This window comes from Mycolicibacterium arenosum, assembly GCF_024320865.1.
Lineage (GTDB): Bacteria > Actinomycetota > Actinomycetes > Mycobacteriales > Mycobacteriaceae > Mycobacterium > Mycobacterium arenosum.
Genome location: NZ_JANDBD010000006.1, coordinates 142631 through 166848 on the forward strand (window position 1 = coordinate 142631; position 24218 = coordinate 166848).

Here is a 24218-nt window from a genome sequence, read left to right on the forward strand (position 1 = left end):
ATGGGCGACGTCGCGCGCATCGCCGGAGTCTCCACGTCCACCGTCTCGCACGTCATCAACGGCACTCGCAAGGTCGACGCCTCGACCCGCTCGCGTGTCGAGGCCGCCATCAAGGAGACCGGCTATCGCCGCAACGTCGTCGCCCGGTCGCTCGCCGCCGGACGCACGCACACCGTCGGTCTCTCGATCTCCGCGTTGACGAATCCGTACTTCGGCAGCCTCGTGCACGCCGTCGAGCGGGCGCTGTCGGACGCCGGCTACGTGCTGATCGTCGGAGACTCCCACGACGACGTCACATCCGAGAAACGGGTCACGGACTCGCTGCTCGATCGGAAGGTCGACGGGATGATCGTGGCGCCCGCGGCAGGCTCGGAACGGGCCACCCTCCCCGAAATCCGCCGTACACGAACACCTCTGGTCCTGATCGACCGCGGCGTCGATATCGGCTGCGACCAGGTCGGCCCCGAGAACTCCGCATCGGCGAGGTCGCTGACCGAGCACCTTCTCGATCTCGGACACCGGCGGATCGGCGTGGTACGCGGACTCGCCGGGATATCCTCCACCACCGAGCGATTCGACGGCTACGTGGCGGCACTGGCCGACCGCGGCATCGCCGTCGACGCGGCCCTGGTCCTCGACGGCGACTCCAACACCGACGTGGCGGAACACGAGGTGCGCGCGCTGATGTCGGGTGAGGACCGGCCCACCGCGCTGGTGTCGTTGAACAACGCCATGACGATCGGAGCGCTCAAAGCTGTTCGCAGTCTGGGCTTGTCCATTCCGGCAGACGTCGCCTTCGTGTGTTACGACGACTTCGAGTGGTCGGATCTGTTCGAGCCCAAGCTCACCGCCGCGGCGCAGGACGTCGAGACGATCGGCGCGACCGCGGTGGAGCTGCTACTGCGCCGCATCAGGGGTGAGGAGGCGACGCCGCAGCGGATTCGGGTGCCGACGACGTTCCACCACCGCAACTCGTGCGGGTGCGTCTAGCGGCTGCCGCCAGCCGACCGGACGGTGACGGGCAGCGTGAGCACGAAGCGCGCTCCGGTAGCCGATTCGGTGCAGACGAGGTCCCCGGAGTGCGCGCGGGCCAGCGCTCGGGCGATGGGCAGGCCGAGACCGGCACCGCCGTGGTCGCGGGAGCGCGCGTCGTCTAGCCGCACGAGACGTTCGAAGATCCGTTCCCGCTGGGCCGCGGGGACACCGACGCCGGTATCGGTGACGACGAGGGTGGCGGTGGTATCCGATCGTTGAACGTCGATGTTGATCGACCCACCGGCGCGGGTGTGGCGACGTGAGTTGTCGGCGAGATTGCTCAGGATCTGGCCGATGCGGACGGGATCGACGGTCAGGGTTAACGCGGTGACACCCGTCCGGGTCACGACGAGCGACGGCGCGAGCATCGCGGTCCGCTCGCGTTCGGATTCGGCGAGCACCACCAGATCGCAGGCGAGCGTGTCCAGCTGAAGGCCCGCGTCGATTCGGCTGAGGTCGAGCATGTCGGCGACCAGCCGGCCGGCGCGACGGGCGTCGGCGAGGACGAGTTCCGCGCGGTGCCGCTGGGCACGCTCGGTCGGATCGTCGAAGCGCTGCGATGCGGCGCTGACGATCTGCTCCGCTCCGGCGTGAATGCCCGCGATCGGGGTGCGGAGTTCGTGAGCGGCGTCGGCGAGGAAGCTCCTGGTTGCGGCCTCGGCGCGTTCGGCATCGTCGGCGGCGCGCTGAGAGCGACGCTCCGAATGCTCCAAGGCATCGAGCATCATATCGAATGCCGTTGCGGCACGGCCGAGTTCCGTGCCGGGCCGATCAGCGCACACGCGTCGCCCGCGGTTTCCGGACGTGATGGATTCCGCTACACCGGCAAGTCGACGAAGCGGTCTCATCGCGACCTGAACCAGCACGATCAGACCGACGGTGGCAATCAGCAGCACCGCCACGGCGGACACCACCAGAATCGTGCGCAACTGTCCCAGCAGTGCGGTGGTCGCGGTGGTGTCGGCGACGAGAACGAGTCGACCGCCGTCGGGGAGCCGGTGCTCGACCCGCGTCGACGTCGGTTCCGGCGGTGGCGGTGGGCGCGGGGGCGCCGGGCCGTCTTCGGGCGGCGGACCCGGTGGATCGGGTGGACCGGCTGGACGCGGGGCGTCACGGGGTGGCCGCGACGGCGGCGGGGGAACCTCGCCGGGGGGTGTCGGGGGCAGCGTGGCGTCGCCGTAGCTGATGCCGTCGGGATCGATGACCTGGGCTCGAATGCCACCACCTTGGACCTCGGCCACCAGCTGCGACGGTGGCTCGCCCGAGGTCACCAGCGCGTCGGCACGGGTCGCCGTCGCCATGAGGCGGTCGTGCAGGTCGCGGCGAGCCTGCAGGCCGACCAGCTGATCGATCGCCACCCCCAGGACGACGAGCAACACGGCGAGCAGGCCGACGGCTGCGACGACCACGCGGAGCCGAAGCGAGGGGGTCGGCGTCGGGGTGCTCTCGCTCACTACGCAGTCGCCTGCAGCCGGTATCCGATACCTCGAACGGTGTGCACGATCCGCGGCCCGTGAGCCTCCAGCTTGCGCCGCAGACTGCTGATGTGCACGTGCACGAGATTGTCGTCGTACGCCGTGTAGCCCCAGACCGCGGTGAGGATCTGGGCGGCGTTGACGATTCGTCCGCGTTGATCGAGGAGGAAATCGAGAACCTTGAGTTCCGTTGCGGTCAAGGACAACTGGTGACCTGCGCGAGTTGCGACGCCCGCGGTTCGGTCGACGAGGAGGTCACCGACCTCGACGGTTGCCGCCACGTGTCCGCGTCGCCGGAGGACCGCTCCGATGCGCGAGATCAACTCGGTCATCTCGAAGGGCTTGACGATGTAGTCGTCTGCCCCGCTGTCGAGTCCGCGGAGCCGGTCCGGCAGGGCGTCGCGGGCGGTCAGCATGAGGACACCGACGTCGCCCCACGCGCGCACCACGTCGATGAGAGCGAACCCGTCCCGTCCGGGGATCATCACATCCAGAATGACGGCGTCCGGCCGGTGCCCGTCCAGGACGTCTTCGAGGGCACTGCCGTCAGCGCGGCCGACCGCTGCGAAACCCGCTCCGTTCAAGGCCTCGACAACCATCTCGCGAATGGTGTCGGAGTCCTCGATCACCAGCACCCGCGGGGCGGGTTGCATCGTCGGCTTCGGTGACACACCACCCATTCTGACCGTCGGTCCCTGAAGTGGGCCTGAAGAAGACGAGTGTCGCCGATCGTCTTCAGGTTGGCTTCACGCCGCGGCTTTAGCGTCGGCCGGGTCACACCGCATTCGACGAGGAGCACCTGATGTCATCAGAAGAACGACCCCTACCGGAGCCGATGGAGTCCGCTTCACCGACCGAGCCGCTGAACGCCACCGAGCCGCCGGCGGCGAACGCCGAGCTGCGGCGCGGCCGGTGGAGCGGGCTGCGCGAACCCGCGAAGCGTCATCCGATCGGAGCTGCGCTCGGTGCCGCCGGCGTCGGGCTGGTGGTGGGCCTGCTCGGCGGAATCGCGATCGACGCCCACCCGATGATGTCGCTGACCGTCGGTACGGCGCCGTACGCCACGCAGTCGCCGGGTCCAGGGGCGGCACCGCCCCCCGCACCGCACGAACACGGGGACGGCGAACGCGGCCCCGGCCCGGCCGGGCCGCCTCCGCCGCCCGGCGAGCGCGGACCCGGATCCGGCCCCCGTCCGCCGGCCGAGGGCGCGCCGCCGGGAGCACCGGGAGCGCCGGAAGGCCCACAGGATCGACCCGGACCGGACCGCGGTCGCGCCGAGCAGCCCGCACCGCCAGCGCCGATCCCGACCGCGTGACGCTCGCCACTGCGGGGTTGTCTCGGGTGCGCATCGGGTACTTGGAGGCCACCAATGAGTGAAGGGAGTCGTCATGAGCGACAGCGGACCTGAGAACGCCGTCAAGGGCGTCGTGGAAGACGTCGTGGGCAAGGCGAAGGAAGTGGCCGGCATCGTGACCGGCAACGACGGCCTGAAAGAAGCCGGTGAGGCCCAGCAGGACAAGGCCGAAGCGGAGCGCGACGTCGCCAAGAAGGAAGCCGAGGCGGAGGCGTCACGCGCTGCAGCAAGTGCCGCAGAAGCTCGCCAGAAGGCTGCTGAGTAGTACCCGACACGACCACACCGGCCCCCACTGGCATCCGCCAGTGGGGGCCGGTGTGTGTAGCGGCATCTTCAGAAAACCTCTCGATCCGGCGTTCGGTTTACCCGGCTCGCACCGACCGACATGGTGTGCGAGGGAGGTTATGCGAGATGAACGACGACGAAGGTGCCCGCCGATCCGACGCTCTTCTCGGGTTCGTTCCGGCGTCGGCGCTCTTCGAACAACTGCCGGTGCCACTTCTGGCCATCGACGTCGCCGGTGTCATCGTGGCGGCCAACGCGGCGATGAGCGACATGACGGGCTTCACGGTGGACGAGATGCTGGGGCGGCGCGCCGACTGGCTGATCCTCGACGACATCGACCCGAACGCGGGCTCGCTGAGGGGGTGGCAGCGGTTGGCTGGTCGCACCGTGGCCATCTCCCACGCGACAGCCCCGCTCGCCTATGCCCACATCAGCCAGCCGCTCGTTCTCGGTGCCGGATCCGACACCCTGGTGCTGATGTTCGAAGATCTGACCGAGCCGATCTGGATGGGCGACCTCGGCGCTGCCCAGGACGGGACGACACGTTCGAGCTAGTGAGTCGGGGTGGCGAGATCGACGCCGTCGCGCGCGAGTTGCCTGTTCTCGGCGAGGAACGCGAGGAGCTGGTCGAAGCCCAGCGGAGGGCTGAAGAAGTACCCCTGCGCAGTGTCGCACCCGTACTCGGTGAGGCGCTGTGCCGTGTCGGCGTCTTCGACTCCCTCGGCGACCACGGCCACGCCGAGTTGGTGTGCCAAGGCGATGACGGCTTCCACGATGGCGGCGGCACGCGGTTCCCGCACCAACGGCGAGATGAACGTCTGGTCCAGTTTCAGCTCGTCGAACGGAAGATCTCGCAAGTAGTTCAACGCGGAGTACGCGGTGCCGAAGTCGTCGATCGACACGCGAATGCCCTTGTCTCTGAGCAGATTCAGGACGGTGTGCACTCGATCCATGTCGGTGAGTGCGAAGTCTTCGGTCAGTTCGACGACGAATGCCGAGGCAGGCAGGCCGTGGGCCTCGACGGTCGATGCCAGTCGCGAGCCGAAGTGGGCATCGGTTAGCGACGTCGCCGGAGTGTTGACCGCGACGGGTACGTCGAAACCGAACCGGTGCCAGAGCTCCGCGTCGTTGAGTGCTCGTCGGACGACGACGTCGCCGAGTGCCGACATCAGTCCGTGTCGTCGCGCCAACGGCAGGAACCGGTCCGGGAGCAGTACGGTGCCGTCCGGTTGGGGCCAGCGCACCAGGGCCTCCACGCCGGTGATCCGGTGCTCCGGCAGGCTGAACTGGGGTTGGTAGACGACGGTGAGAGCGTCCTGCTCGATGGCTCTGCGCAGCAGTCCGATCGCCTGTGCGGGTACGAGGTCGCCCTCCGGCCCCGGCTGATCGACCACCACCTGCTGAGGTCGATCACCCGACGGTGACGCCGAAGCGGTGTCGCAGATCCGAATCGCACTGACTCGCTCCGCCTTCGCGATGCGCATGGCGGTGTCGGCCCGGTTGAGAAGGGCTTCGCCGTCGAGATCGCCGGCCTGCGATGCGATGCCCACGCCGATGCTGGGACGAAGCGTGACGTCGACATCGCCGACGGTGAACGGAGAGTCGAAGGCCTCCAACACTTTTCGCGCCGCGGCATCGGGTGTGGTGCCGAGATCTTCGACGAAGACGGCGAACTCGTCACCGTCCAACCGCGCAACGCAGTCGGCGACCGGAACGCAGGAGGTCAGCCGCTCGGCGATCTGGATCAGTACCGCGTCGCCAACCGACCGGCCGAGATCGTCGTTGACGAGCCGGAAATGGTCCACGCTGATCGAGAGAACCGCCAGCGACGAGGGCCGCCGGTTCGCGTGGAGCGCTTCGTCGATTCGGTCCACCAACCGTCGCCGATTGAGAAGACCGGTCAGGCCGTCCCGGCTGACCTGCTGAGCCAACGCTGTGGCGAGTTGCCGGTTCTGGTTCAGCGCCAGGAACTGTCGACTGAGGATCGCGGCGACGAGTCCGAACGCGACGACGAGCACCACGGCGGCAGTGGAATCGAACAGGTAGACCGACCCGGCCACGGCGGCCAGCACGAGCGGGACGTACGGCAACCAGGTGCCCAGACGTGAGGGCGCCTCCAGGACATCGGAATCCGCCGGCGAGTGACCCCAGTTGTACGTCGCTGCGAGCCCGAAGCACACCAGCGACGCCACCCAACCGGCGTCGAGCGCATCGCCTCGCTCGTACGCGTTCCGCACCATCAAGTAGAACAGCACGATGTTGGACGCCGCCATGAGCAGAATGCCGGCGAGAAGGAGGGCCAACGTCGCACGGCGTCCGGGTCGGGCGACGATCAGCAGCACGATGATGATGGTGACGACGGCGACGTCCAGCAGTGGGTACGCGAGTGCGGCGGCTTCGGCGAGCAGGCCGACCCGTTCACCGTCGGCCGCGCGCCGCAGCACGACGACCCACGACACCAGGAACACCGACCCCGCGACGATCACGCCGTCCAGCAGCAGGCGCGTCCGGAACGTGCCGGCGTGCCCGATCGGCAGGACGAGGACGGCCGCACCCACGGCGATCGGCAAGGCGAGGTAGCCGGCATCGGCCAGCGACGGAAAGGGCAGCACATCCTGCAGCCACAGGCGTTGGTAGTTCGACACCGCGTCGCCGATGACCCAGCCGGCCAGACCCGCCGCGAGCAGGACCATCGCGATGCGGCGCCGACCATGCGACCGACGAGCGGCGACACCGGATACCGCGAGGGCGCTGACTCCGAGTACGAAGAACGCGCCCGCGCTGACCACCTCGGTGACCCGCGGCCCGCCCCATCCGCCGAGGAGCCAGACGACGCCGACGCACCCGACCCCCAGCAGGGCCACTCGGCATGTACTGGCGGACATCGCTCGGCCTCAGCATTCAGGAGTGGGACCCGTAGCGCTCCACTCGTCGCCCACCGTCGAATCTAGCTATTCGTCGATCCGCCCGTCAAACAGCTGGAGCAGGATATTGCTCGGCCACGGCAAATTTCCGACCGGCGATCAGATCCTGCCGCCGGGGAACATCGTCTTCACGGCCGCAGTGATGTTCGCGCGGGCGGTGGCGTCATCGGTGGGGTCCAGCGAGCTGATCGCCATCACGTAGCGGCGGTCGGGTCCGATGATGCCGGTGGACACGTGCAACTGATTGGCACCGCTCCAGCAGCAGAACCAGCCCTGCTTGACCGCGACCGGCTCGGCGTACAGGCCCTCGGGGATGCCGAACCGCTGCGGGTAACCGTCGGTTCCCGTCGGGGTGGACTGCGCGAGGTTGCCGATGATGATGTTGGCCTGTGCGGCCGGCAGGCCTCCGCCGCCGTTCAGCAGCATGTTGTAGTAGCGAACGAGATCGCTTGCGGTGCTTGTGGTTACGTCCCAGTGGCTGTTGTAGGGCGCCGTAGTACCCGCCAAGCCGTACCGTGCCTTGATGCGGGCGATGACGGCGTTCCCGCCGCTTCGGTCCCAGAAGTTCTGGGCCGCGCTGTCGTCGGAGGAACGCAGCATGACGTCCAGCGACTGGCGGTCGGCGGCGGAGAGTTTCGTCTTGCCCTCCGACTCCTGCAGCAGCAGGTCGTCGGCGATGAACAGCTTGACCACGGACGCGATGGGGAAGGACCTGTTGTCCCCGTTGGACGCGATCTGGCCGGTGGTGCGATCCATCACCACGGTCTCGATGTCAGCCCCGGAGTCGCCCGCGGTGGCGGTGGCCTGCCGGATCCGGGCGTCGAGTCCGTCGAACGGTGCCGCCGACCGGCCGGGCGGGGCTTCGGGCGGCGCGGGAAGCGGGGCCTGCGGTGCGACGATCGTCGCCTGCGGGGGCGCCTCGGCACTGGGTGGCGCGCCCCAGACCTGTGCCTCACACCCGTTGAGGAGCAGCGCGACACCGACGATCGCCGTACTCGTCATCGCCCATTGCGGCAGCCGCCGACGCATAACTCTCCTAGCGCAGAATCGGAAGAGGGCGGGGTCAACGCTGGACCCGCCGGTTGCCCCAGCCTAATCGCCCGGCTCGGACGGTGTGAGGGACGCAATGCGTCGGCGCAGCGGCTACGTGCTGTCGTTTCCCTCCGCGACCACGCGCTCAGCGACCTGCGCGAGCTTGACGTTGGCATCCTGCGACAGTCGCCGGAGCAGTTCGAACGCGGCGACCGCGTCGATGTTGAACCGCTCCATCAGCATGCCCTTCGCCTGTCCGATGACATCGCGACTGGACAGCGCGGTGCGGAACTGCTGCTCGCGCCTCACCGAGTTCCACGCGACCGTCGTGTGAGCCGCGTAGATCAAGCCCATCTCCACTGCGTCCGAAGCGAAGGCGTTGGGGGCCTCGGCGTAGAAGTTCAACGCCGCCAGACTCCGGCCCTCGGTGTGGAGCTGAAAGGACGCGATCGCTCGTACCGGCGTCCGTTCGAGGACCGCCGTTCGGTACTGCGGCCACCGATCGTCGGATTCCAGGTCGTTCACCAGGATGGTGTGGTTCTCCCAGGCGGCCGACAGGCACGGCCCCTCGGTCACCTGGCTCTGGATCTCGTCGAGCACTATCGCGTAATCGTGCGTGGCCGCGACCGAGGTGATCTTGCCTGCGTCGTCGACCAGCGTGATACCCGCGTACTGAGAGCCCGGTACCGACGAGGCCGCCGAGTGGATCAGTTCGCGAAGCGCGTCCTCGGGCTGAACGCCGTCGCGCTGCAGGCTGACCAGCTGTTCGAGCGCTTCGTGCAGGCGTCCTCCGCCAGGTGGGTCGCTGTGGTCTCCCTCTTCCACGTTCCACATTTTGATACGTCGCCGACGGATCGGCAACCACGTGACGCCGCGGTCAGCGAGGCGTCAGCAGGTGCCTGGAGCGGCGTGGGAGGCCGGCCGGTGGCGGCGTTCGTTTTGCCGGATCGTGCGAGGGTATCGCCGCGAAATGACCTCACTGTGGCTAGCCGACAGGGCTCGAACCCCGACTTCTCGACATTCCATCAGCGGCGAACCGTCGGCGGACGTCGTGGTGGTCGGCGCCGGTATCACCGGATTGATCGCGGCCGTGTTGCTGGCCCGAGCGGGGAAGGACGTTCTAGTCCTGGAGTCGCGCTTCGTCGGAGCGGGGGCCACGGGCAACACCACCGCCAAGCTGAGTCTGCTGCAGGGCAGCAAGTTGTCCAAGGTGGGCGGCAAACACGGGCCCGATCTCACCGCGAAGTATCTCGAGGGCAACCGCGAGGGGCAGGCGTGGGTGTTGCGTCATTGCGAGAGTCGTGGCATCGACGTGCAACGCGAGGACGCGTTCACCTATGCGCAGTCGGCTGACGGGGTCGAGACGGCGCGGCGCGAGTTCGACGCGGCCAGGTCGGCGGGCCTCGGCGTCGACTGGGTCGACGAGGCGGACGTCCCCTTCCCGTTCAGCGGCGGAGTGCGGTTGCGCGACCAAGCTCAACTGGACCCGATGGCACTGCTGGACAGCCTGGTCGTCGAACTCCTGGAACACGGCGGACGGATCTGGGAGGACTCGCGCGTCCAGCGCGTTTCGCGTCTCGGCAGGGTGCTGCGCTTGCGAGTCCGAGGCGCCGACACCGACGAGATCACGGTTCGGACAACGCAACTCGTGCTTGCGACGGGTGTTCCGATTCTCGACCGCGGCGGATTCTTCGCGCGGGTCGAAGCGCAGCGGTCGTACTGCATGGCCTTCGACGTGCCGGGCGATGTCACGCGGGGGATGTACATCTCGACCGACTCGCCAACCCGATCGGTGCGCTATGCGCCGACCGACCACGGTGACGTGCTGATCGTCGGGGGCGCGGGTCACCCGGTGGGTCGGGAGAAGAGTCCGGCCGCGGCGGTCGAAGAACTCGCGAAGTGGGCGACGTTGCACTATCCCGGCGCGACTCGAACGCACTACTGGTCGGCGCAGGACTACTCACCCGCCGATGGACTGCCCTACGTGGGTCCGATCCTTCCCGGCTTCGACAGCATCTGCGTCGCAACCGGTTTCGACAAGTGGGGGATGTCGAACGGGCCCGCTGCCGCGCTGGCGTTGAGCAGTCGCATCCTCGGCGGACGGATGGACTGGGCCGACGCCTTCGCCAGTTGGAGCCCGCACGAGCTCTCCGGCCTGGCCACGGCGGCGCATGCGAATCTCGAGGTCGGCTTCAACCTCGCGAAGGGATGGGTGACTCCGGTGGCCGCGTCGTCCGACCCCGCTCCCGAAGGCTGCGGTGTGGTCAGCGGGCCGCCCTGGCATCTCCAGGCCAGGAGCACCGTCGGCGGCGTGGAGCATGTGGTGTCACCGGTGTGCCCGCACCTGGGCGGCATCGTCAACTGGAACGACGCCGACGACGCGTGGGAGTGCCCACTTCACGGCTCGAGGTTCGCGCCCGACGGCACTCTCCTCGAGGGGCCCGCCACCCGGGATCTGACCCGCTCGGTCTGACGCTGGCGCTGGGCGGCCAGTCGAATCGGCGCGTTGTCCGTACCGTAACCGTCGTAATGACCTCGGCGCTCGACGAATTCGAAGAACACCGAACCCACGGTCCGGGTGTAGAAGTGTACGAACTCGCCCTCGGGGCTCCTGTCGTACAGGAGGTTGAACTCGCGCAGTTCCGCCACCGTGTCCGCGTCCACCCCGAAGCGGCCCGCCACGTAGTCGTAGTAGTTGTCCGGCACCGGTAGGAAGTCGAGGCCGCGCGCACGTGCGGCGCGCGCCAGGGCGACGACGTCGCGGCACGCGAAGGCGATGTGCTGCGGTACGGACGAGCCGTCGAGAACGTGTGGAGCGACGTTGAGCGGCAACCGAATCGAACCGTCGGCGGTGCGCATGACCTGGCTGCGCACCAGCCCGGTGGGACCCGGAACCTCGGCGGGCGCGTCGGCGCTGAGGCCGAACACGCTGGTGAGGAACAGCACCGCCTCGTCGGCCGTCTGCCACGGCTGCAGCAGATTGACGTGGTCGATGCCGCGGACCGGCGACGCTGCCGCGGGCATGCCGTTGTGGAACTCGGCGATCCACCCTGGCGGCTGACCTCCCGTGGCGGTCACCCAGTACATCTCGGTCCCGTCAGGGGCCACCACGCCCGAGAGTTCCTGTTCGTCTGCGTAGGTGCGACGGTAGGCGATCGGAGCCATCAGGTCCGCCGCACGGTGAGAGGTCGCTGCGGCGTCGGGCACCGAGAAGCCGATCGCCGACACGTGAGGGCGCAGATCGCGAGCCTGCTGCTCGTTGAGGACGACCCGCGCGTCACCCGCCACCCACAGCGTCACCGGCTTCGTGCGGTGCCGTCCGCTGGGCGTGAAGCCGAGTTGCTCGAGCAGGATCTCGATGTCGCTGGTGTCCTCGGCCTTGAGCTCGACGAAGTCGAAACCGTTGGGCGGCTTGGCCTCCGCCACCGCATGCAGTCGGCCGCGGGCGAGTTCCGGTTGCAGCGCGGCGACCTTGTCCTGCAACCACACCAGCGAGCGCAGCGCGTGCACCGCGGTCCGGTCGGGATCGGTCTGCCGGAAGGTGTCGTTGAACACCTCGAGGGACAGCGGACCGTCGAAGCCGGTGGCCAGCACATGGTCGACGAACCCGGCCAGGTCGAAGCTGCCCTCGCCGGGGAACAGCCGGTGATGCCGGCTCCAGGACAGCACGTCCATGGTGAGGGCCGGTGCGTCGGCGAGCTGCAGATAGAAGATCTTGTCGCCGGGAATGTCCCGGATGGCCGCGGGGTCATGGCCGCGGGACAGGACGTGGAAGCTGTCCAAGCACAGACCGACTTTCGGGTGATTCGCTCGCTCGACGATCGTCCAGGACCGGCGGTAGTCGTCGATGAACCGGCCCCAGGCCAGTGCCTCGAAGGCGACCCGGATGTCGTACGTCGCCGCCAGGTCGCCGAGCCGGCGCAACTGGTCGGCGGACACCTCGTCGGAGTCGACGGTCGCCGTCGCGACGTTGCTGCACACCAGGATGGTCCCGATGCCGAGCCGGCTGGCCGTCCTGAACGTCGCCTCCGCGCGGCGCAGGTTCTCGGCGAAGGTCTGCTCGTCGACGCCCTCGATGTCGCGCAGCGGTTGGTAGAGGTCCAGCGAGAGGCCGAGACGCTGCGCGAGGGCGCGGATCTCCTCCGGGCTGTGATCGCTGGCGATGACGTCGGGTTCGAAGATCTCGACTCCGTCGAAACCGGCGGCGGCGCACGCGTGCAGCTTCTCGGTGAGGGCTCCACTGATCGAAACGGTGGCGATGGACGTCAACATGAGCGCCCCCTTTCGATCGGTAATGTACCAAATGGTTACTTATTCCGGAAGAGTCGCGCGGGAATCGGGCCCGTCGCCACTAAGCTCAGCGGGGTGACCACCCAGCCACGTCCCGACATGCAGCGCGACGCGGAGCGGACCCGCGCCGAGTTGCTCGCCGTGGCCACGGAGGTGTTCGCCGAGTCCGGTTACTCCGGCGCGCGAGTCGACGAGATCGCCGAGCGCACCCGGACCACCAAGCGGATGATCTACTACTACTTCGGCGGCAAAGAGCAGCTCTACATGGCCGTCCTCGAGAACGCCTACCGCGGGATCCGGGAGGCGGAACAGCGGCTGCAGGTCGACCACGTCGATCCGGTCGTCGCCATGCGCAGGCTGGCGGAGCTGACCTTCGACCATCACCTCGACCACCAGGCCTTCATCCGCCTGGTGTCGATCGAGAACATCCACCGCGGCGAGTACATCGGCCGACTCGACTCCCTGCGCACGCTGTCGAGACCGGCTACCTCGGTGCTCGACGAGATCCTGGCCCGCGGGCGGGAGAAGGGCGTGTTCAGGACCGACGTCGAAGCCCTGGACGTCCACATCGTGATCAGTTCGTACTGCGTGTTCCAGGTGGCCAACCGGTACACGTTCGGCTTTCTCTTCGACGTGGACTTCACCGAACTCGGCCAGCGGGCGCACATGCGCCGGATGATCGGCGACGTCGTCGTCGGCTGGCTCACCACCCGATAAGCGAACCGGCTCACACCCACCTCTTGACGAGACCTGGGACACAGTGCTCTACTTCTCAGGTACGTACTAGTTAGTACATTAACGAGGACGGTGGAGCGTGGCATCCAATCCCTATCTGGTGGGGCTGGTCGGACAGGGCGTCGGCCCGTCTCTGACGCCCGCGCTGCACATGGCGGAGGGGCGCGCCCACGGCCTCGACTACCTGTATCGCACGATCGACCTGAACGTCATCGGCGTGGCTCCCGAGCGGATCGGGGAGATCCTCGAGTGGGCCCGGGCCCTCGGCTATGACGCACTGAACGTGACGCATCCGTGCAAGCAGTTGGTGATCCCGCACCTCGACGACCTGGACGACGCCGCTGCGGCGCTGGGCGCGGTCAACACCGTGATCTTCGGGGCTGACAAGACGGTCGGCTACAACACCGACGCACCCGGCTTCGCCACGGGATTCGCCGAGGGACTGCCGGGAGCCGACGTCGCCAACGTGGTCCTGCTCGGTGCCGGGGGAGCGGGCGCCGCCGTCGGCCACGCCCTGCTGGACCTCGGTGTCGAGCACCTGGCCGTGGTCGACCTGGACGTGGACCGCGCGGCCGTGCTCGCCCACGATCTGGCCGGCAGGCATCCCAATGCACGGGTCGACGCGAGCGCGTTCGACAAGCTGTCGGTGCTGCTTCCCGGCAGCGACGGCATCGTGCACTGCACCCCGACCGGTATGGCGGACCATCCGGGCATCCCCTTCGACGCGGCCCTGCTCCATCCCGGACTGTGGGTCGCGGACATCGTCTACCGACCGCTGAACACCGCCCTGCTGGCGGCCGCCCGCACCGCGGGCTGCCGCACGCTGGACGGCGGACACATGGCCGTGCACCAGGCCACCACCGCATTCGAACTCATCACCGGGATCACCCCGGACGCCGACCGCATGTCGCGGCACTTCCGCACGCTCGCAGGGTGAAATCGCGCCCCTTTACTCAACTCAACTCACAGAACGCACGTCAGAAGCACACTAGGAGGAACCCATGAGCGTCATCGACAACAATCCACCCGACCGGGGGGCGGCAGCCACTCCGGCACGGACGCCGAAGAAGGCCGCGCTGGCCAGCTTCATGGGCAGCGCCGTCGAGTACTACGACTTCTTCGTCTTCGGCTTCGTTGCCGCGCTGGTCTTTCCGAAGATCTTCTTCCCCGCCGGTGACGAGACCGTAGCGCTCGCGCAGTCGTTCGCCACGCTCGGCGTCGCCTACATCGCCCGCCCGGTCGGGGCGTTCGTGATCGGACACTTCGGCGATCGGATCGGGCGCCGCAACGTGCTGATGTTCACGCTGCTCCTCATGGGCGCGTCGACCTTCGCGATCGGCTGCCTGCCGACGTACGACGCGGTCGGGGTGCTGGCCCCCGTTCTGCTGGTGACATGCCGCCTCCTGCAGGGCTTCTCGGCCGCGGGTGAGCAGGCGGGTGCGAGCTCGCTGACACTGGAGCACTCGCCGGACAACCAGCGGGCGTTCTACACCTCGTGGACGCTGACCGGCACGCAGGGCGGGCTGATCCTGGCCTCGCTCGTCGTCATCCCGATCGTGGCGCTGCCCGACGAGGCGCTGTACTCCTGGGGTTGGCGGGTGCCGTTCTGGCTCAGCGCCGTCGTCGTGGTCGTCGCCTACTTCATCCGTCGCCGGCTCGACGAGACGCCCGAGTTCGAAGAGGCCAAGGCCACCGGCACCATCGCCCGGATGCCGCTGATGCCGCTGATGCGCAACCACTGGCGCGACGTGATCCGAGTCATCTTCTGCGCCTTCATCGCCGCGGTCTCCACGGTCTTCGCCAACCTGGCCATCGCCTACGGCAAGAAGATGGGCCTCGAAGCGGACGAGACGCTGTGGCTCGTCGTCATCGCGAACATCGTGGCCCTCGGCACCCAACCGCTGTTCGGCAAGCTCGCCGACCGCATCGGTCGCAAACCCGTGTTCATCTACGGGGCACTGTCCTCAGCTGCGCTGATGCCGCTGTACCTGCTGTCGATGACGAGCGGCAACGACGTGCTGATGTTCGCGCTGGCGATCGCCACGTTCTCCTTCGGATACGCCGCCGCCAACGCCGTCTGGCCGTCCTTCTACGGCGAGATGTTCTCCACCAGCGTGCGCTTCTCGGGCCTGGCGATCGGCACGCAACTGGGCTTCCTCGTCGCCGGCTTCGCGCCCGCCATCGTCACCGCGCTCGGTGGCGTGCCGGACGGCGGATGGGTGGTCATCAGCGTCTTCACCGCCGTCGTCTGCGTGATCGCGACACTGGCCGCGCTGACGGCGAAGGAGACGAAGGACGTGCCGACCGCAGAGCTCGGCGGCGCCTCGCCGAGGTCGCCGCGGGAACTCGTCGATCACTGAGCGATGAAGGGGCACACCATGACAGCGCCAGTCGACACCAACCCCGACGCCGCAGCCGCCAGCCAGGCGTCCGTCAGCGCCGAGATCGGTGCGATCGAATCCGCTTACCAGCGGGCGGGTGTCGAGGAGACGCAACCGCGGCTGGACTACTCGCCCTACCGCAGCAGCCTGCTGCGCCATCCCACCAAGGACCTCGTGCACGCGGATCCCGAGGGGGTGGAACTGTGGACGCCGTGCTTCTCCGAGCGCGACGTGCATCCGCTGGAGGCCGATCTGACCATCCAGCACGGTGGAGCGCCGATCGGGGAGCGGATGGTGGTGACCGGTCGCATCGTCGACGGCAACGGGCGGCCGGTGCGGCGTCAACTCGTCGAGATCTGGCAGGCCAACGCGGGTGGGCGCTACGTTCACAAGCGCGACCAGCACCCGTCGCCCATCGACCCCAACTTCACCGGGGTCGGCCGGTGCCTGACCGACGACGACGGGCTCTACCGCTTCACCACCATCAAGCCCGGCCCGTACCCGTGGAAGAACCACCACAACGCGTGGCGTCCCGCGCACATCCACTTCTCGCTGTTCGGAACCGAATTCACGCAGCGAATGGTCACGCAGATGTACTTCCCCGGTGATCCGCTGTTCGCCCTGGACCCGATCTACCAGGCGATCACCGATCAGAAGGCGCGGGACCGGCTCGTCGCCACCTACGACCACGACGTCACCACGCACGAGTGGGCCACCGGATACCGATGGGACATCGTGCTGACGGGCGCGGCGCGTACCCCGACCGAGTCCGACGATCACGGAGCGCACCACTGATGAGCACGTTGCTGACCGCCACTCCAGGGCAGACCGTCGGCCCGTTCTACGGCTACGCCCTGCCGTTCGAGCGCGGACACGAACTCGTCCCGCCCGGCACACCGGGTGCGATACGGCTGACCGGCGTCGTCGCCGACGGAGACGGCCGGCCCGTTCCCGATGCGCTGCTGGAGATCTGGCAGGCCGACGCCGACGGCAACGTGCCCACTGCGGCGGGCTCCCTGCGCCGCGACGGGTGGACCTTCACGGGGTGGGGCCGGGCCGGCACCGACGACGCCGGTCACTACTGCTTCACCACGGTCGTGCCGGGGCCGACGGCGCCCGGCCGGGCCGCGTTCGTCATGGTGACGGTGTTCGCGCGCGGCCTGCTGAACCGGGTGTTCACCCGCGCCTACGTGCCGTCGGACGCGCTGGCCGCCGACCCGCTGCTGGCCTCGTTGCCCGCCGAGCGCCGCGAGACGTTGATCGCCACCCCCGACGAACACGGGCTGCGCTTCGACATCCAATTGCAGAGCAGCCCAACGACACCGGAAACGGTCTTCCTGCGGTATCCGGGGCAGCAGCGATGACGGACCTGTTCTGGCCCGGCGATCACCTGGCCGGCACCCTGATGAGCGACGAGGCCTTCCTCGGCGCGCTGATCGAGGTCGAGCAGGCCTGGCTGGACGGACTCGTCGCCGCGGGCATCGCCCCGTCGCGGGCGGCCACCGACCTGACCGGCTTTCTCGCCGACGGTGACCTGGAGACGATCGCCCGCGGTGCCGACGCCGACGGCAACCCCGTCACGTGGCTCGTCGCGCTGCTGCGGCAACGCACCCCCGAGGCGACGGCGCGCTGGCTGCACCGCGGCCTAACCAGTCAGGACGCCGTCGACACCGCGCTGATGCTGGGCGTCCGCGACGTCCTGGTGCGGCTCGGCGCCGAGTTCGACACCCAGGTCCGGGCGCTGACCGACCTCACCGACAAGCACCGCAACGCACCGGCCCTCGCCCGCACCCTCACCCAAGCCGCACTGCCCAGCACCCTCGGCGTCAAGTTCGCCCGCTGGCTCACCGGTCTGCTCGACGCCGCCGAGCCGCTGGCGGGGCTGCGGGCGCAGTTGCCCGTGCAGGTCGGCGGCGCCGTCGGAACGCTGGCCGCCAGCACCGAACTGGCCGGCACCGTCGACGGCGCGATCGCGCTGAGCGATGCACTGGCCGCCGCGCTGAGCCTCGCGCCGGCCCCGCCGTGGCACACCACCCGCTCGACCGTCACCCGCATCGGCGATGCGCTGGTCACGTGCTGCGACGCCTGGGGGCACCTCGCGGCCGACGTGGCGACCGGAAGCCGCACGGAGATAGGCGAACTGGCGGAGGGCAGCGGCGGCGGATCGTCGACCATGCCGCACAAGGCCAACCCGGTGCGCTCGGTGCTGATCCGCCGGGCCGCGCTCACGGCGGGCCCGCTGGCGTCGACCCTGCACACCGCGTCGGCCACCAGCGTCGACGAACGCTCCGACGGAGCCTGGCACGCCGAGTGGGCCACCGTGCGCACCCTGGCCCGGCAGAGCGTCGTCGCCGCCGCGCACTGCTCACAGCTCGTCTCGGGGCTGCGGGTCGACACCGCACGCGCCGCGGCGAATCTCGCAGCCGCCCAGGGGCTCGGAGCGGAGCAGCGCGCGATGACCGAATTAACAGGGCGTGCAGCCCGTCCCGACTATCTGGGAGCCGCCGATAGGCTCGTCGACGCCACGCTCGAGCGGGCCCGCCGCTTCGCCAAGGAGATCCCGTGATCGCACTCGCCCCGGTCGACTTCGGCGGACCCGCCAACGGCCCACTGCTGCTCGTCGGCCCGTCGCTCGGCACATCGGCTGCGACGCTGTGGAGCGGTGTCGCCGAGCGGCTCACACAGCGCGTTCGGGTCGTCGGCTGGGACCTGCCCGGCCACGGTGCGGGTGCTCCATCCGAGCCGTTCACCGTCGCCGACCTCGCCGCCGCGGTGCTGGCCCTGGCGGACGGACTCGGAGTCGAACGATTCCACTACGCAGGCGATTCCGTCGGCGGCTGCGTGGGCCTGCAACTGCTGCTCGACGCCCCGCAGCGGGTCGCGTCGGCCACCGTACTGTGCACCGGCGCGGTGATCGGGACGCCCGACGGCTGGCGCGAACGCGCCGCGACCGTCCGAACCGGCGGTACCGAGACCATGCTGGCGGGCGCCGCGCAACGCTGGTTCGCCCCCGGCCTCACCGACCGGCGGCCGGGTGTCAGCGCCGCCCTCTTCGACGCCCTCCGGCACGCCGACGCCGAGTCCTACGCGCGCACGTGCGAGGCACTGGCGGGCTTCGACGTCACCGGACGGCTGGCCGACATCGTCGCGCCGGTCCTGGCTGTCGCGGGTGCCGACGACGCCGCGACCCCGCCGGAGTCGTTGCAGCGCATCGCGTCCGGGGTCAAGGACGGCAGAATCGTCGTGCTCGACGGCGTCGGCCACCTGGCCCCCGCCGAGGCGCCGGACCGCGTGGCCCGGCTGATCGGCGAGCACGTCGGCGTGTCGGCCGAGCCGATCACCACCGCCGAGGTGTACGCCGCGGGCATGACCGTGCGCCGCGAGGTGCTCGGCGACGCGCACGTCGATCGAGCGGTGGCCGCGACCACCGACCTGACCGAAGACTTCCAGCACATGATCACCGAATACGCCTGGGGGACCATCTGGACGCGCCCCGGCCTGGACCGGCGCAGCCGCTCGCTCGTCACGCTCACCGCACTGGTCGCGCGGGGTCACCACGAGGAACTCGCCATGCACCTGCGCGCGGCACGCCGCAACGGGCTGACGAACGACGAGATCAAGGAACTACTGATGCAGACCGCCATCTACTGCGGGGTGCCGGACGCCAACACGGCCTTCCGCATCGCCGCCGACGTGCTATCCGACTACGACGGCGGAGCGCCGTCGTGAGCCGCACCACGATCTGCGTCGACGCCGGTGCCGCGGTGTCCGGAATCGCCGACGGCGCAACGATTCTGGTCGGGGGATTCGGGATGGCCGGGATGCCCACCGCCCTGATCGACGCGCTCATCGACCAGGGCGCTACGGGCCTGACCATCGTCAGCAACAACGCGGGCAACGGCGACACCGGACTGGCCGCACTGCTGGCCGCCGGCCGTGTCGCCAAGGTGATCTGCTCGTTCCCGCGCCAGGCCGACTCCTACGTCTTCGACGAGCTGTACCGAGCGGGCAGGGTCGACCTCGAGGTCGTCCCGCAGGGCAACCTGGCCGAACGGATCAGGGCCGCGGGCGCGGGTATCGGCGCGTTCTTCTGCCCCACCGGCGTCGGCACCCCGTTGGCCGAGGGCAAGGAGACTCGCACCATCGACGGTCGCGACTACGTGCTCGAGTACCCGATCCGGGGCGACGTCGCGCTCATCGGGGCGCACGTCGGCGACCGGGCGGGAAATCTGCTGTACCGCAAGACCGCCCGCAACTTCGGCCCGGTGATGGCCACCGCGGCCGAACTCACCATCGCCGAGGTGTCGTCGGTGGTCGACGCCGGTCACATCGACCCGGAGCACGTCGTGACGCCGGGCATCTTCGTCGACCGCATCCTGGACCTGTCCGCGCGACCCGCCACCCGAACGGAGGCCGCATCATGACGCTCAGCACACCGAGCGGAACCGTCGTCGAGCACGTCGATCGGGGACCGCTCGACAAACGCGAACTGGCCGCCATGATCGCCCGCGACATCCCGGCCGGCTCCTACGTCAATCTCGGTATCGGACAACCGACTACGGTCGCCGACTACCTGAGCCCGGAGTCCGAGATCGTGCTGCACACCGAGAACGGCATGCTCGGGATGGGCGGCGAAGCCGTCGGCGACGCCATCGACGCGGACCTCACCAACGCCGGCAAGATTCCTGTGACCGAAACACCGGGCGCGTCCTACTTCCATCACGCCGACTCCTTCGCCATGATGCGCGGCGGCCACCTCGACGTCTGCGTGCTCGGCGCGTTCCAGGTCAGTCGGCGCGGCGACCTCGCGAACTGGCATACCGGCGCACCCGACGCGATCCCCGCCGTGGGCGGTGCCATGGACCTCGCGATCGGCGCGAAGCGCGTGTTCGTCATGATGACGCTGTTCGCGAAGGACGGCACCGCCAAACTCGTCCGCGACTGCACCTATCCGCTCACCGGGTTGCGCTGCGTCAGCCGCGTCTACACCGATCAGGCGATCTTCGAGATCGACCCCGACGGCGAAGGCGCCGTCCGGGTGCTCGAGACGTTCGGTGCCAGCGTGGCGTCGCTGGCCGACCGGATCGATGTCGAGCTGACCGGCTAGCTCGATCGGACGCTTGACTCTCCCCCTGCGGGAGACTGCACGGTGGGGTCATGACACCTCATCAGAGCAAGAACACGCCGACGTCGCGGGATGCGCTATCGACGCCCTCGTCACCGACTAGGGCCACCACCGCGTGGGCCGTGAGCAGATCGAGGCCTGGCTCACCGTCGACGTCCTCCAACGACTCGAGGGCGACTTCCCCGGCGGGGTGGCCGACCTGCACTACCGGTTCGCCGTGGATGACGAATTGATCAGCAGGAGCTGACCACCCGGGCAGTCGATTGCGGCGCCCGAGTCCACGCCGTACCCCCGGGCGTCACCGATCCCGGCGCTGTGCAGGCCGCCGTGCGCTGCGCCGAGGAGCGCGTCGGCGGCATCGACAATGCGAGTCGCGAGAGCGCCGTTTGACAGTCGCGGTATTCGATATGCAATATATTGCGGTATCACAATCCGACGGTGCCCAGGGGTGCGCCGTCCCTATCCGGAGGCGTGGCTGATGGTCAACTCTGTGTTCACGACGATGACGGCGGGCCTTGCCGTGGCGGGACTCTCGGCGGGCTGTGCGGGTGCGGTCGCGGAGCCGCGCACTGCGGCGGAGCGGCCCACGGTGGTTCTCGTCCACGGAGCGTTCGCGGACTCGTCGAGCTGGAACGGCGTGATCGAGGAGTTGGAGGCCGACGGGTATCCGGTGGTCGCCGTCGCCAATCCACTGCGGGGCCTTGCCAGTGACGCCGCGTACGTGCGCAGTGTGGTGGACGGAGTGTCCGGGCCTGTGGTGCTGGCCGGGCACTCCTACGGCGGCTCGGTGATGAGTCAGGCCGTCGACGGGCTTCCCAACGTCAAGGCCCTGGTGTACATCGCCAGCTTCCTTCTCGAGTCGGGGGAGAGCACGGGGCAGCTGGCGGCCAAGTTCCCCGGCGCCGAACTCGGAGCCGCCCTCGACACCGTGTCGTTCCCGCTGTCGGGCGGCGGCTCGGGAGACGACCTCTACATCAAGCAGGACGAGTTCCACCGCGTGTTCGCCGCCGATGTGCCCGAGGACGTCAGCGCGCTGATGGCCGCTACTCAGCGACCCATCGCCGCTGCCGCACTGGAGGAACCGGCCACCAAGGCCGCGTGGAAGAACATCCCGTCCTGGAACATGGTCACCACCGAGGATCTCGCCATCCCCGCGGAGTCGATGCGTTTCATGGGGGACCGAGCGGACGCCCACACGGTGGAGATCGAGGCGTCCCACGCCGTCACCGTCTCCCAGCCGGGGGCGGTGGCCGACCTGATCGTTCAGGCGGCGGACGCGACGCGCACCTGACCACCAACCGCGAAGAGGAGATGCGCGACGTGACAACCCGGAACTACGACTACGTGGTCATCGGCGCCGGATCGGCGGGCTGTGTGCTGGCCGCCCGGCTGTCCGAGGATCCGACCGTTCGTGTGCTGCTGCTCGAGTCCGGATCGGCCGACTCGACACCCGAGATCGCCACGCCACCCGCCTGGCCGGCGCTGTGGGGTACCGACGTCGACTACGGCTATGTGACCGTCTCGCAGGCGAATACGGTGGGCCTCGTGCACAACTGGCCTCGCGGCCACACGCTCGGCGGCAGCAGCAGCATCAACGCGATGGTGTTCCTGCGCGGCCACCCGAACGACTTCGACACCTGGGCCAAGGACGGCTGCACGGGCTGGGACTACGAGTCCGTGCTGCCCTACTTCCGTCGCATGGAGACGGTCGGCGACCGGGATCCGCACTACCGCGGTAGCGACGGACCGATGCGCCCCGCTCCCGCGTCGAGTGAGGTCGCCAACCCCCTGTCCAGGGTCTTCCTCGACGGCGCCGCCGCGGCGGGGTTCCCGGTCACCGACGATTTCAACGGACCCCGCAGCGAAGGGGCCGGTTGGCACGACCTCTCGATCTCGCAGGGGACCCGGCAGAGCACCGCCGCCGCCTATCTGCACCCGGTAAGCGGTCGCCGACCCAATCTCACGGTCCTCACCCGGTCCAGGGCGGCGAGGCTTCGCATCGACGGGACCCGTTGCATCGGAGTTGATTTCGAGCGTGACGGCGTGCCGGTGACCGCGTACGCGGATGCCGAGGTGGTGCTCAGCGCAGGTGCGGTGGACTCACCCCGGCTCCTGCTCCTGTCCGGGGTGGGTCCTGCCGAGGAGCTCGAAGCGGCCGGCGTCGCCGTCGTGCACCACCTGCCCGGCGTGGGCCGCAATCTGCACGATCACCCGCTGTGCGGTGTGGTCTACGAGGCGGCGCAGCCGATCCCCGCCGGCCGGACCAATCTGGCCGAAGCGTCGATGCTGTGGTGCAGCGACGAGTCGCTCGCGGGGCCGGACATGCAGTTGATGTTCATCCACGTACCGTTCCACCCGCCGCACCTGGCGGCCCCGGCCAACGCCTTCACCTTCGCGATCGCCGCGGTTCCCGAGGCCCGCGGCTCGATCCGCCTCGCCGGGCCGAACCCGTCGACACCGCCCCTGATCGATCCCGATTACCTCGGAGCGGAGTCCGACGTGCGACGAATGATCCACGGCGTCCACGTGGCCCGCGACATCGCGGCCACCGCACCGTTCGCGCCATGGCGCGCCCGCGAGGTGCTCCCCGGACCCGGCGTCACGGACGACGCGGCGTTGCGTTCGTTCGTTGCGCGCAGCACCGGCACGTACTACCACCCCGTCGGTAGCTGCGCGATGGGCACGGGGCTCGAGGCGGTGGTCGATCCCGAGTTGCGGGTGCACGGGTTGACCGGCGTACGGGTCGCCGACGCGTCCGTCATGCCCAGGATCGTCGCCGTGAACACCAACGCAGCGACGATCATGATCGGTGAGAAGGCGCCGCCGACCTCATCCGCGGGCGATCGCTTTGACCGAGGTCAGGCGCCGGCTGACATACGATATTCCGCATGCCGGTGCCGGAGGAGAGCGGAAGACATCGACGATCGCTGTTGCGCGAGCAGGCATACGAGTCGATCAGGGATGCCATCGTCAACGGAACGCTGGCACCGGGCGAGACGTTGCGCGACCCCGAACTCGAGCAGTGGCTGGGCATCAGCCGCACTCCGATCCGGGAGGCGATCGCGCGTCTGGAGACCGCTGGACTGGTGCGCACCCTGCCCGGTCGCTCGACGGTGGTCTCGACCATAGAGCGCGATGCGGTACTCGACGCGCAGGCCGTTGCGGCGGCCATGCACGCGTTGGCGGTCCGTGTCGCGGTTCCGCTGATGGGTAAGCCCGATTTCGCCGCGATGGTGACGGCGAACAAGGAGTTCGCCGACGCGTTATCCGCGGGCGACCCCGAATCCGCCATCCGCGCCGACGATCGGTTCCACGGCGTAGCCGTCGAGGCCAGCCGGAACAACGCGATCCCGGTGGTTCTCGAACAGGTCACTCCGGTGCTTCGCCGAGTCGAGTTCCTGCGCTTCTCTTCACTTTCCGGCCGTCACTCGATAGCGCAGCACCGACGGATCATCCAGCTCTGCCGCGGACGCGACGCGGACGCCGCGGCGGAGGCGACCCGGCAGAACTGGGAGACGTTGTCACCGCTCCTCGACGGCCTCGACGGTCAGTGATCACCCGCTCGCATGGGGGAGTGGCGGC

At 69.0% G+C, this 24218-nt stretch carries 23 protein-coding genes and 1 pseudogene; 18 read left to right on the forward strand and 6 right to left on the reverse strand.

What is annotated here, in order from left to right; translation table 11 throughout:
• Positions 1-990, forward strand: coding sequence for a LacI family DNA-binding transcriptional regulator (locus NM203_RS15955; protein WP_255061235.1), 990 nt, complete (start codon positions 1-3; stop codon positions 988-990).
• Here NM203_RS15955 and NM203_RS15960 read toward each other — a convergent pair.
• On the reverse strand, positions 987-2489 hold the full coding sequence (locus NM203_RS15960) for a sensor histidine kinase (RefSeq protein WP_255060992.1): 1503 nt from the start codon (positions 2487-2489) through the stop codon (positions 987-989). The two genes, NM203_RS15955 and NM203_RS15960, sit on opposite strands and share 4 nt — an antisense overlap.
• Entirely contained in the window at positions 2489-3163 is a 675-nt protein-coding gene (locus tag NM203_RS15965) for a response regulator transcription factor (RefSeq protein ID WP_255061236.1), read from the reverse strand. Before NM203_RS15965 ends, NM203_RS15960 begins: the two co-directional genes overlap by 1 nt.
• 149 nt (positions 3164-3312) lie before the next feature.
• Between NM203_RS15965 and NM203_RS15970 the strand changes: the two genes are divergently transcribed.
• The 3 genes from NM203_RS15970 to NM203_RS15980 all read left to right on the forward strand — a co-directional run bounded on the left by NM203_RS15970 (position 3313) and on the right by NM203_RS15980 (position 4704).
• Complete coding sequence (locus NM203_RS15970; protein ID WP_255060993.1) at positions 3313-3825, forward strand: hypothetical protein; 513 nt, start codon at positions 3313-3315, stop codon at positions 3823-3825.
• A gap of 73 nt (positions 3826-3898) precedes the next feature.
• A complete protein-coding gene (gene mbp1, locus NM203_RS15975; RefSeq protein ID WP_255060994.1) occupies positions 3899-4129 on the forward strand; it encodes a microaggregate-binding protein 1 in 231 nt (76 codons plus the stop codon).
• A gap of 146 nt (positions 4130-4275) precedes the next feature.
• A complete protein-coding gene (locus NM203_RS15980; protein ID WP_255060995.1) occupies positions 4276-4704 on the forward strand; it encodes a PAS domain-containing protein in 429 nt (142 codons plus the stop codon).
• Here NM203_RS15980 and NM203_RS15985 read toward each other — a convergent pair.
• The 3 genes from NM203_RS15985 to NM203_RS15995 form a co-directional block, all read right to left on the reverse strand.
• Positions 4701-7034, reverse strand: a complete 2334-nt coding sequence (locus NM203_RS15985; protein ID WP_255060996.1) for a putative bifunctional diguanylate cyclase/phosphodiesterase — start codon at positions 7032-7034, stop codon at positions 4701-4703. The genes NM203_RS15980 and NM203_RS15985 overlap by 4 nt on opposite strands.
• A 138-nt stretch (positions 7035-7172) precedes the next feature.
• Entirely contained in the window at positions 7173-8102 is a 930-nt protein-coding gene (locus tag NM203_RS15990) for a serine hydrolase (protein WP_255060997.1), read from the reverse strand.
• Positions 8103-8216: 114 nt separating this feature from the next.
• Positions 8217-8930 (reverse strand): GAF and ANTAR domain-containing protein, encoded by a 714-nt coding sequence (locus tag NM203_RS15995; RefSeq protein WP_255060998.1) that lies wholly within the window; start codon positions 8928-8930, stop codon positions 8217-8219.
• A gap of 145 nt (positions 8931-9075) precedes the next feature.
• Here NM203_RS15995 and NM203_RS16000 point away from each other — a divergent pair, with 145 nt between their 5' ends.
• Positions 9076-10578 (forward strand): FAD-dependent oxidoreductase, encoded by a 1503-nt coding sequence (locus tag NM203_RS16000; protein WP_255060999.1) that lies wholly within the window; start codon positions 9076-9078, stop codon positions 10576-10578.
• Here NM203_RS16000 and NM203_RS16005 read toward each other — a convergent pair.
• Positions 10503-12377 carry a bifunctional sugar phosphate isomerase/epimerase/4-hydroxyphenylpyruvate dioxygenase family protein gene (locus NM203_RS16005; RefSeq protein ID WP_255061000.1) on the reverse strand — a complete coding sequence of 625 codons (1875 nt, stop codon included), beginning with the start codon at positions 12375-12377 and terminating at the stop codon, positions 10503-10505. The genes NM203_RS16000 and NM203_RS16005 overlap by 76 nt on opposite strands.
• Before the next feature lie 117 nt (positions 12378-12494).
• Between NM203_RS16005 and NM203_RS16010 the strand changes: the two genes are divergently transcribed.
• The 13 genes and pseudogenes from NM203_RS16010 (at position 12495) to NM203_RS16070 (ending at position 24190) form a co-directional block, all read left to right on the forward strand.
• A complete protein-coding gene (locus NM203_RS16010) occupies positions 12495-13112 on the forward strand; it encodes a TetR/AcrR family transcriptional regulator (protein WP_303624747.1) in 618 nt (205 codons plus the stop codon).
• Positions 13113-13209: 97 nt separating this feature from the next.
• Positions 13210-14067, forward strand: coding sequence for a shikimate dehydrogenase (locus NM203_RS16015; protein WP_255061002.1), 858 nt, complete (start codon positions 13210-13212; stop codon positions 14065-14067).
• Positions 14068-14131: 64 nt separating this feature from the next.
• On the forward strand, positions 14132-15490 hold the full coding sequence (locus NM203_RS16020; RefSeq protein WP_255061003.1) for an MFS transporter: 1359 nt from the start codon (positions 14132-14134) through the stop codon (positions 15488-15490).
• Between the two features lie 18 nt (positions 15491-15508).
• Complete coding sequence (pcaH, locus tag NM203_RS16025) at positions 15509-16306, forward strand: protocatechuate 3,4-dioxygenase subunit beta (protein ID WP_255061004.1); 798 nt, start codon at positions 15509-15511, stop codon at positions 16304-16306.
• Entirely contained in the window at positions 16306-16875 is a 570-nt protein-coding gene (pcaG, locus tag NM203_RS16030; protein WP_255061005.1) for a protocatechuate 3,4-dioxygenase subunit alpha, read from the forward strand. The genes pcaH and pcaG overlap by 1 nt, the downstream gene beginning before the upstream one ends.
• On the forward strand, positions 16872-18077 hold the full coding sequence (locus NM203_RS16035) for a lyase family protein (RefSeq protein WP_255061006.1): 1206 nt from the start codon (positions 16872-16874) through the stop codon (positions 18075-18077). The genes pcaG and NM203_RS16035 overlap by 4 nt, the downstream gene beginning before the upstream one ends.
• Positions 18074-19240, forward strand: a complete 1167-nt coding sequence (gene pcaDC, locus NM203_RS16040) for a bifunctional 3-oxoadipate enol-lactonase/4-carboxymuconolactone decarboxylase PcaDC (protein ID WP_255061007.1) — start codon at positions 18074-18076, stop codon at positions 19238-19240. The genes NM203_RS16035 and pcaDC overlap by 4 nt, the downstream gene beginning before the upstream one ends.
• Positions 19237-19935, forward strand: coding sequence for a 3-oxoacid CoA-transferase subunit A (locus NM203_RS16045; protein WP_255061008.1), 699 nt, complete (start codon positions 19237-19239; stop codon positions 19933-19935). Before pcaDC ends, NM203_RS16045 begins: the two co-directional genes overlap by 4 nt.
• Positions 19932-20618: a 3-oxoacid CoA-transferase subunit B gene (locus tag NM203_RS16050; RefSeq protein ID WP_255061009.1), complete on the forward strand. Its 687-nt coding sequence runs from the start codon at positions 19932-19934 to the stop codon at positions 20616-20618. Before NM203_RS16045 ends, NM203_RS16050 begins: the two co-directional genes overlap by 4 nt.
• 133 nt (positions 20619-20751) lie before the next feature.
• Complete coding sequence (locus NM203_RS33130) at positions 20752-20883, forward strand: hypothetical protein (RefSeq protein ID WP_308212834.1); 132 nt, start codon at positions 20752-20754, stop codon at positions 20881-20883.
• Positions 20884-21084: 201 nt separating this feature from the next.
• A complete protein-coding gene (locus tag NM203_RS16060) occupies positions 21085-21927 on the forward strand; it encodes an alpha/beta fold hydrolase (RefSeq protein ID WP_255061010.1) in 843 nt (280 codons plus the stop codon).
• Between the two features lie 20 nt (positions 21928-21947).
• Positions 21948-23387, forward strand: a pseudogene (locus NM203_RS16065) (GMC family oxidoreductase); the annotation flags it as partial.
• A 137-nt stretch (positions 23388-23524) separates the two neighbouring features.
• Positions 23525-24190 carry a GntR family transcriptional regulator gene (locus NM203_RS16070; protein ID WP_255061011.1) on the forward strand — a complete coding sequence of 222 codons (666 nt, stop codon included), beginning with the start codon at positions 23525-23527 and terminating at the stop codon, positions 24188-24190.
• Positions 24191-24218: the final 28 nt, after the last annotated feature.

What these genes read in the sequence shown, in the direction of transcription:
- NM203_RS16020 (WP_255061003.1), top strand. Translation starts at nt 14,132, where the DNA reads ATGAGCGTCATCGACAACAATCCACCCGACCGGGGGGCGGCAGCCACT.
- NM203_RS16010 (WP_303624747.1), top strand. Translation starts at nt 12,495, where the DNA reads ATGCAGCGCGACGCGGAGCGGACCCGCGCCGAGTTGCTCGCCGTGGCC.
- NM203_RS16000 (WP_255060999.1), top strand. Translation starts at nt 9,076, where the DNA reads ATGACCTCACTGTGGCTAGCCGACAGGGCTCGAACCCCGACTTCTCGA.
- NM203_RS16070 (WP_255061011.1), top strand. Translation starts at nt 23,525, where the DNA reads ATGCCGGTGCCGGAGGAGAGCGGAAGACATCGACGATCGCTGTTGCGC.
- NM203_RS16005 (WP_255061000.1), bottom strand. Translation starts at nt 12,377, where the DNA reads ATGTTGACGTCCATCGCCACCGTTTCGATCAGTGGAGCCCTCACCGAG.
- NM203_RS15965 (WP_255061236.1), bottom strand. Translation starts at nt 3,163, where the DNA reads ATGCAACCCGCCCCGCGGGTGCTGGTGATCGAGGACTCCGACACCATT.
- mbp1 (WP_255060994.1), top strand. Translation starts at nt 3,899, where the DNA reads ATGAGCGACAGCGGACCTGAGAACGCCGTCAAGGGCGTCGTGGAAGAC.
- NM203_RS16035 (WP_255061006.1), top strand. Translation starts at nt 16,872, where the DNA reads ATGACGGACCTGTTCTGGCCCGGCGATCACCTGGCCGGCACCCTGATG.
- pcaH (WP_255061004.1), top strand. Translation starts at nt 15,509, where the DNA reads ATGACAGCGCCAGTCGACACCAACCCCGACGCCGCAGCCGCCAGCCAG.
- NM203_RS15955 (WP_255061235.1), top strand. Translation starts at nt 1, where the DNA reads ATGGGCGACGTCGCGCGCATCGCCGGAGTCTCCACGTCCACCGTCTCG.
- NM203_RS16050 (WP_255061009.1), top strand. Translation starts at nt 19,932, where the DNA reads ATGACGCTCAGCACACCGAGCGGAACCGTCGTCGAGCACGTCGATCGG.
- NM203_RS15970 (WP_255060993.1), top strand. Translation starts at nt 3,313, where the DNA reads ATGTCATCAGAAGAACGACCCCTACCGGAGCCGATGGAGTCCGCTTCA.
- NM203_RS15985 (WP_255060996.1), bottom strand. Translation starts at nt 7,034, where the DNA reads ATGTCCGCCAGTACATGCCGAGTGGCCCTGCTGGGGGTCGGGTGCGTC.
- NM203_RS15990 (WP_255060997.1), bottom strand. Translation starts at nt 8,102, where the DNA reads ATGCGTCGGCGGCTGCCGCAATGGGCGATGACGAGTACGGCGATCGTC.
- pcaG (WP_255061005.1), top strand. Translation starts at nt 16,306, where the DNA reads ATGAGCACGTTGCTGACCGCCACTCCAGGGCAGACCGTCGGCCCGTTC.
- NM203_RS15980 (WP_255060995.1), top strand. Translation starts at nt 4,276, where the DNA reads ATGAACGACGACGAAGGTGCCCGCCGATCCGACGCTCTTCTCGGGTTC.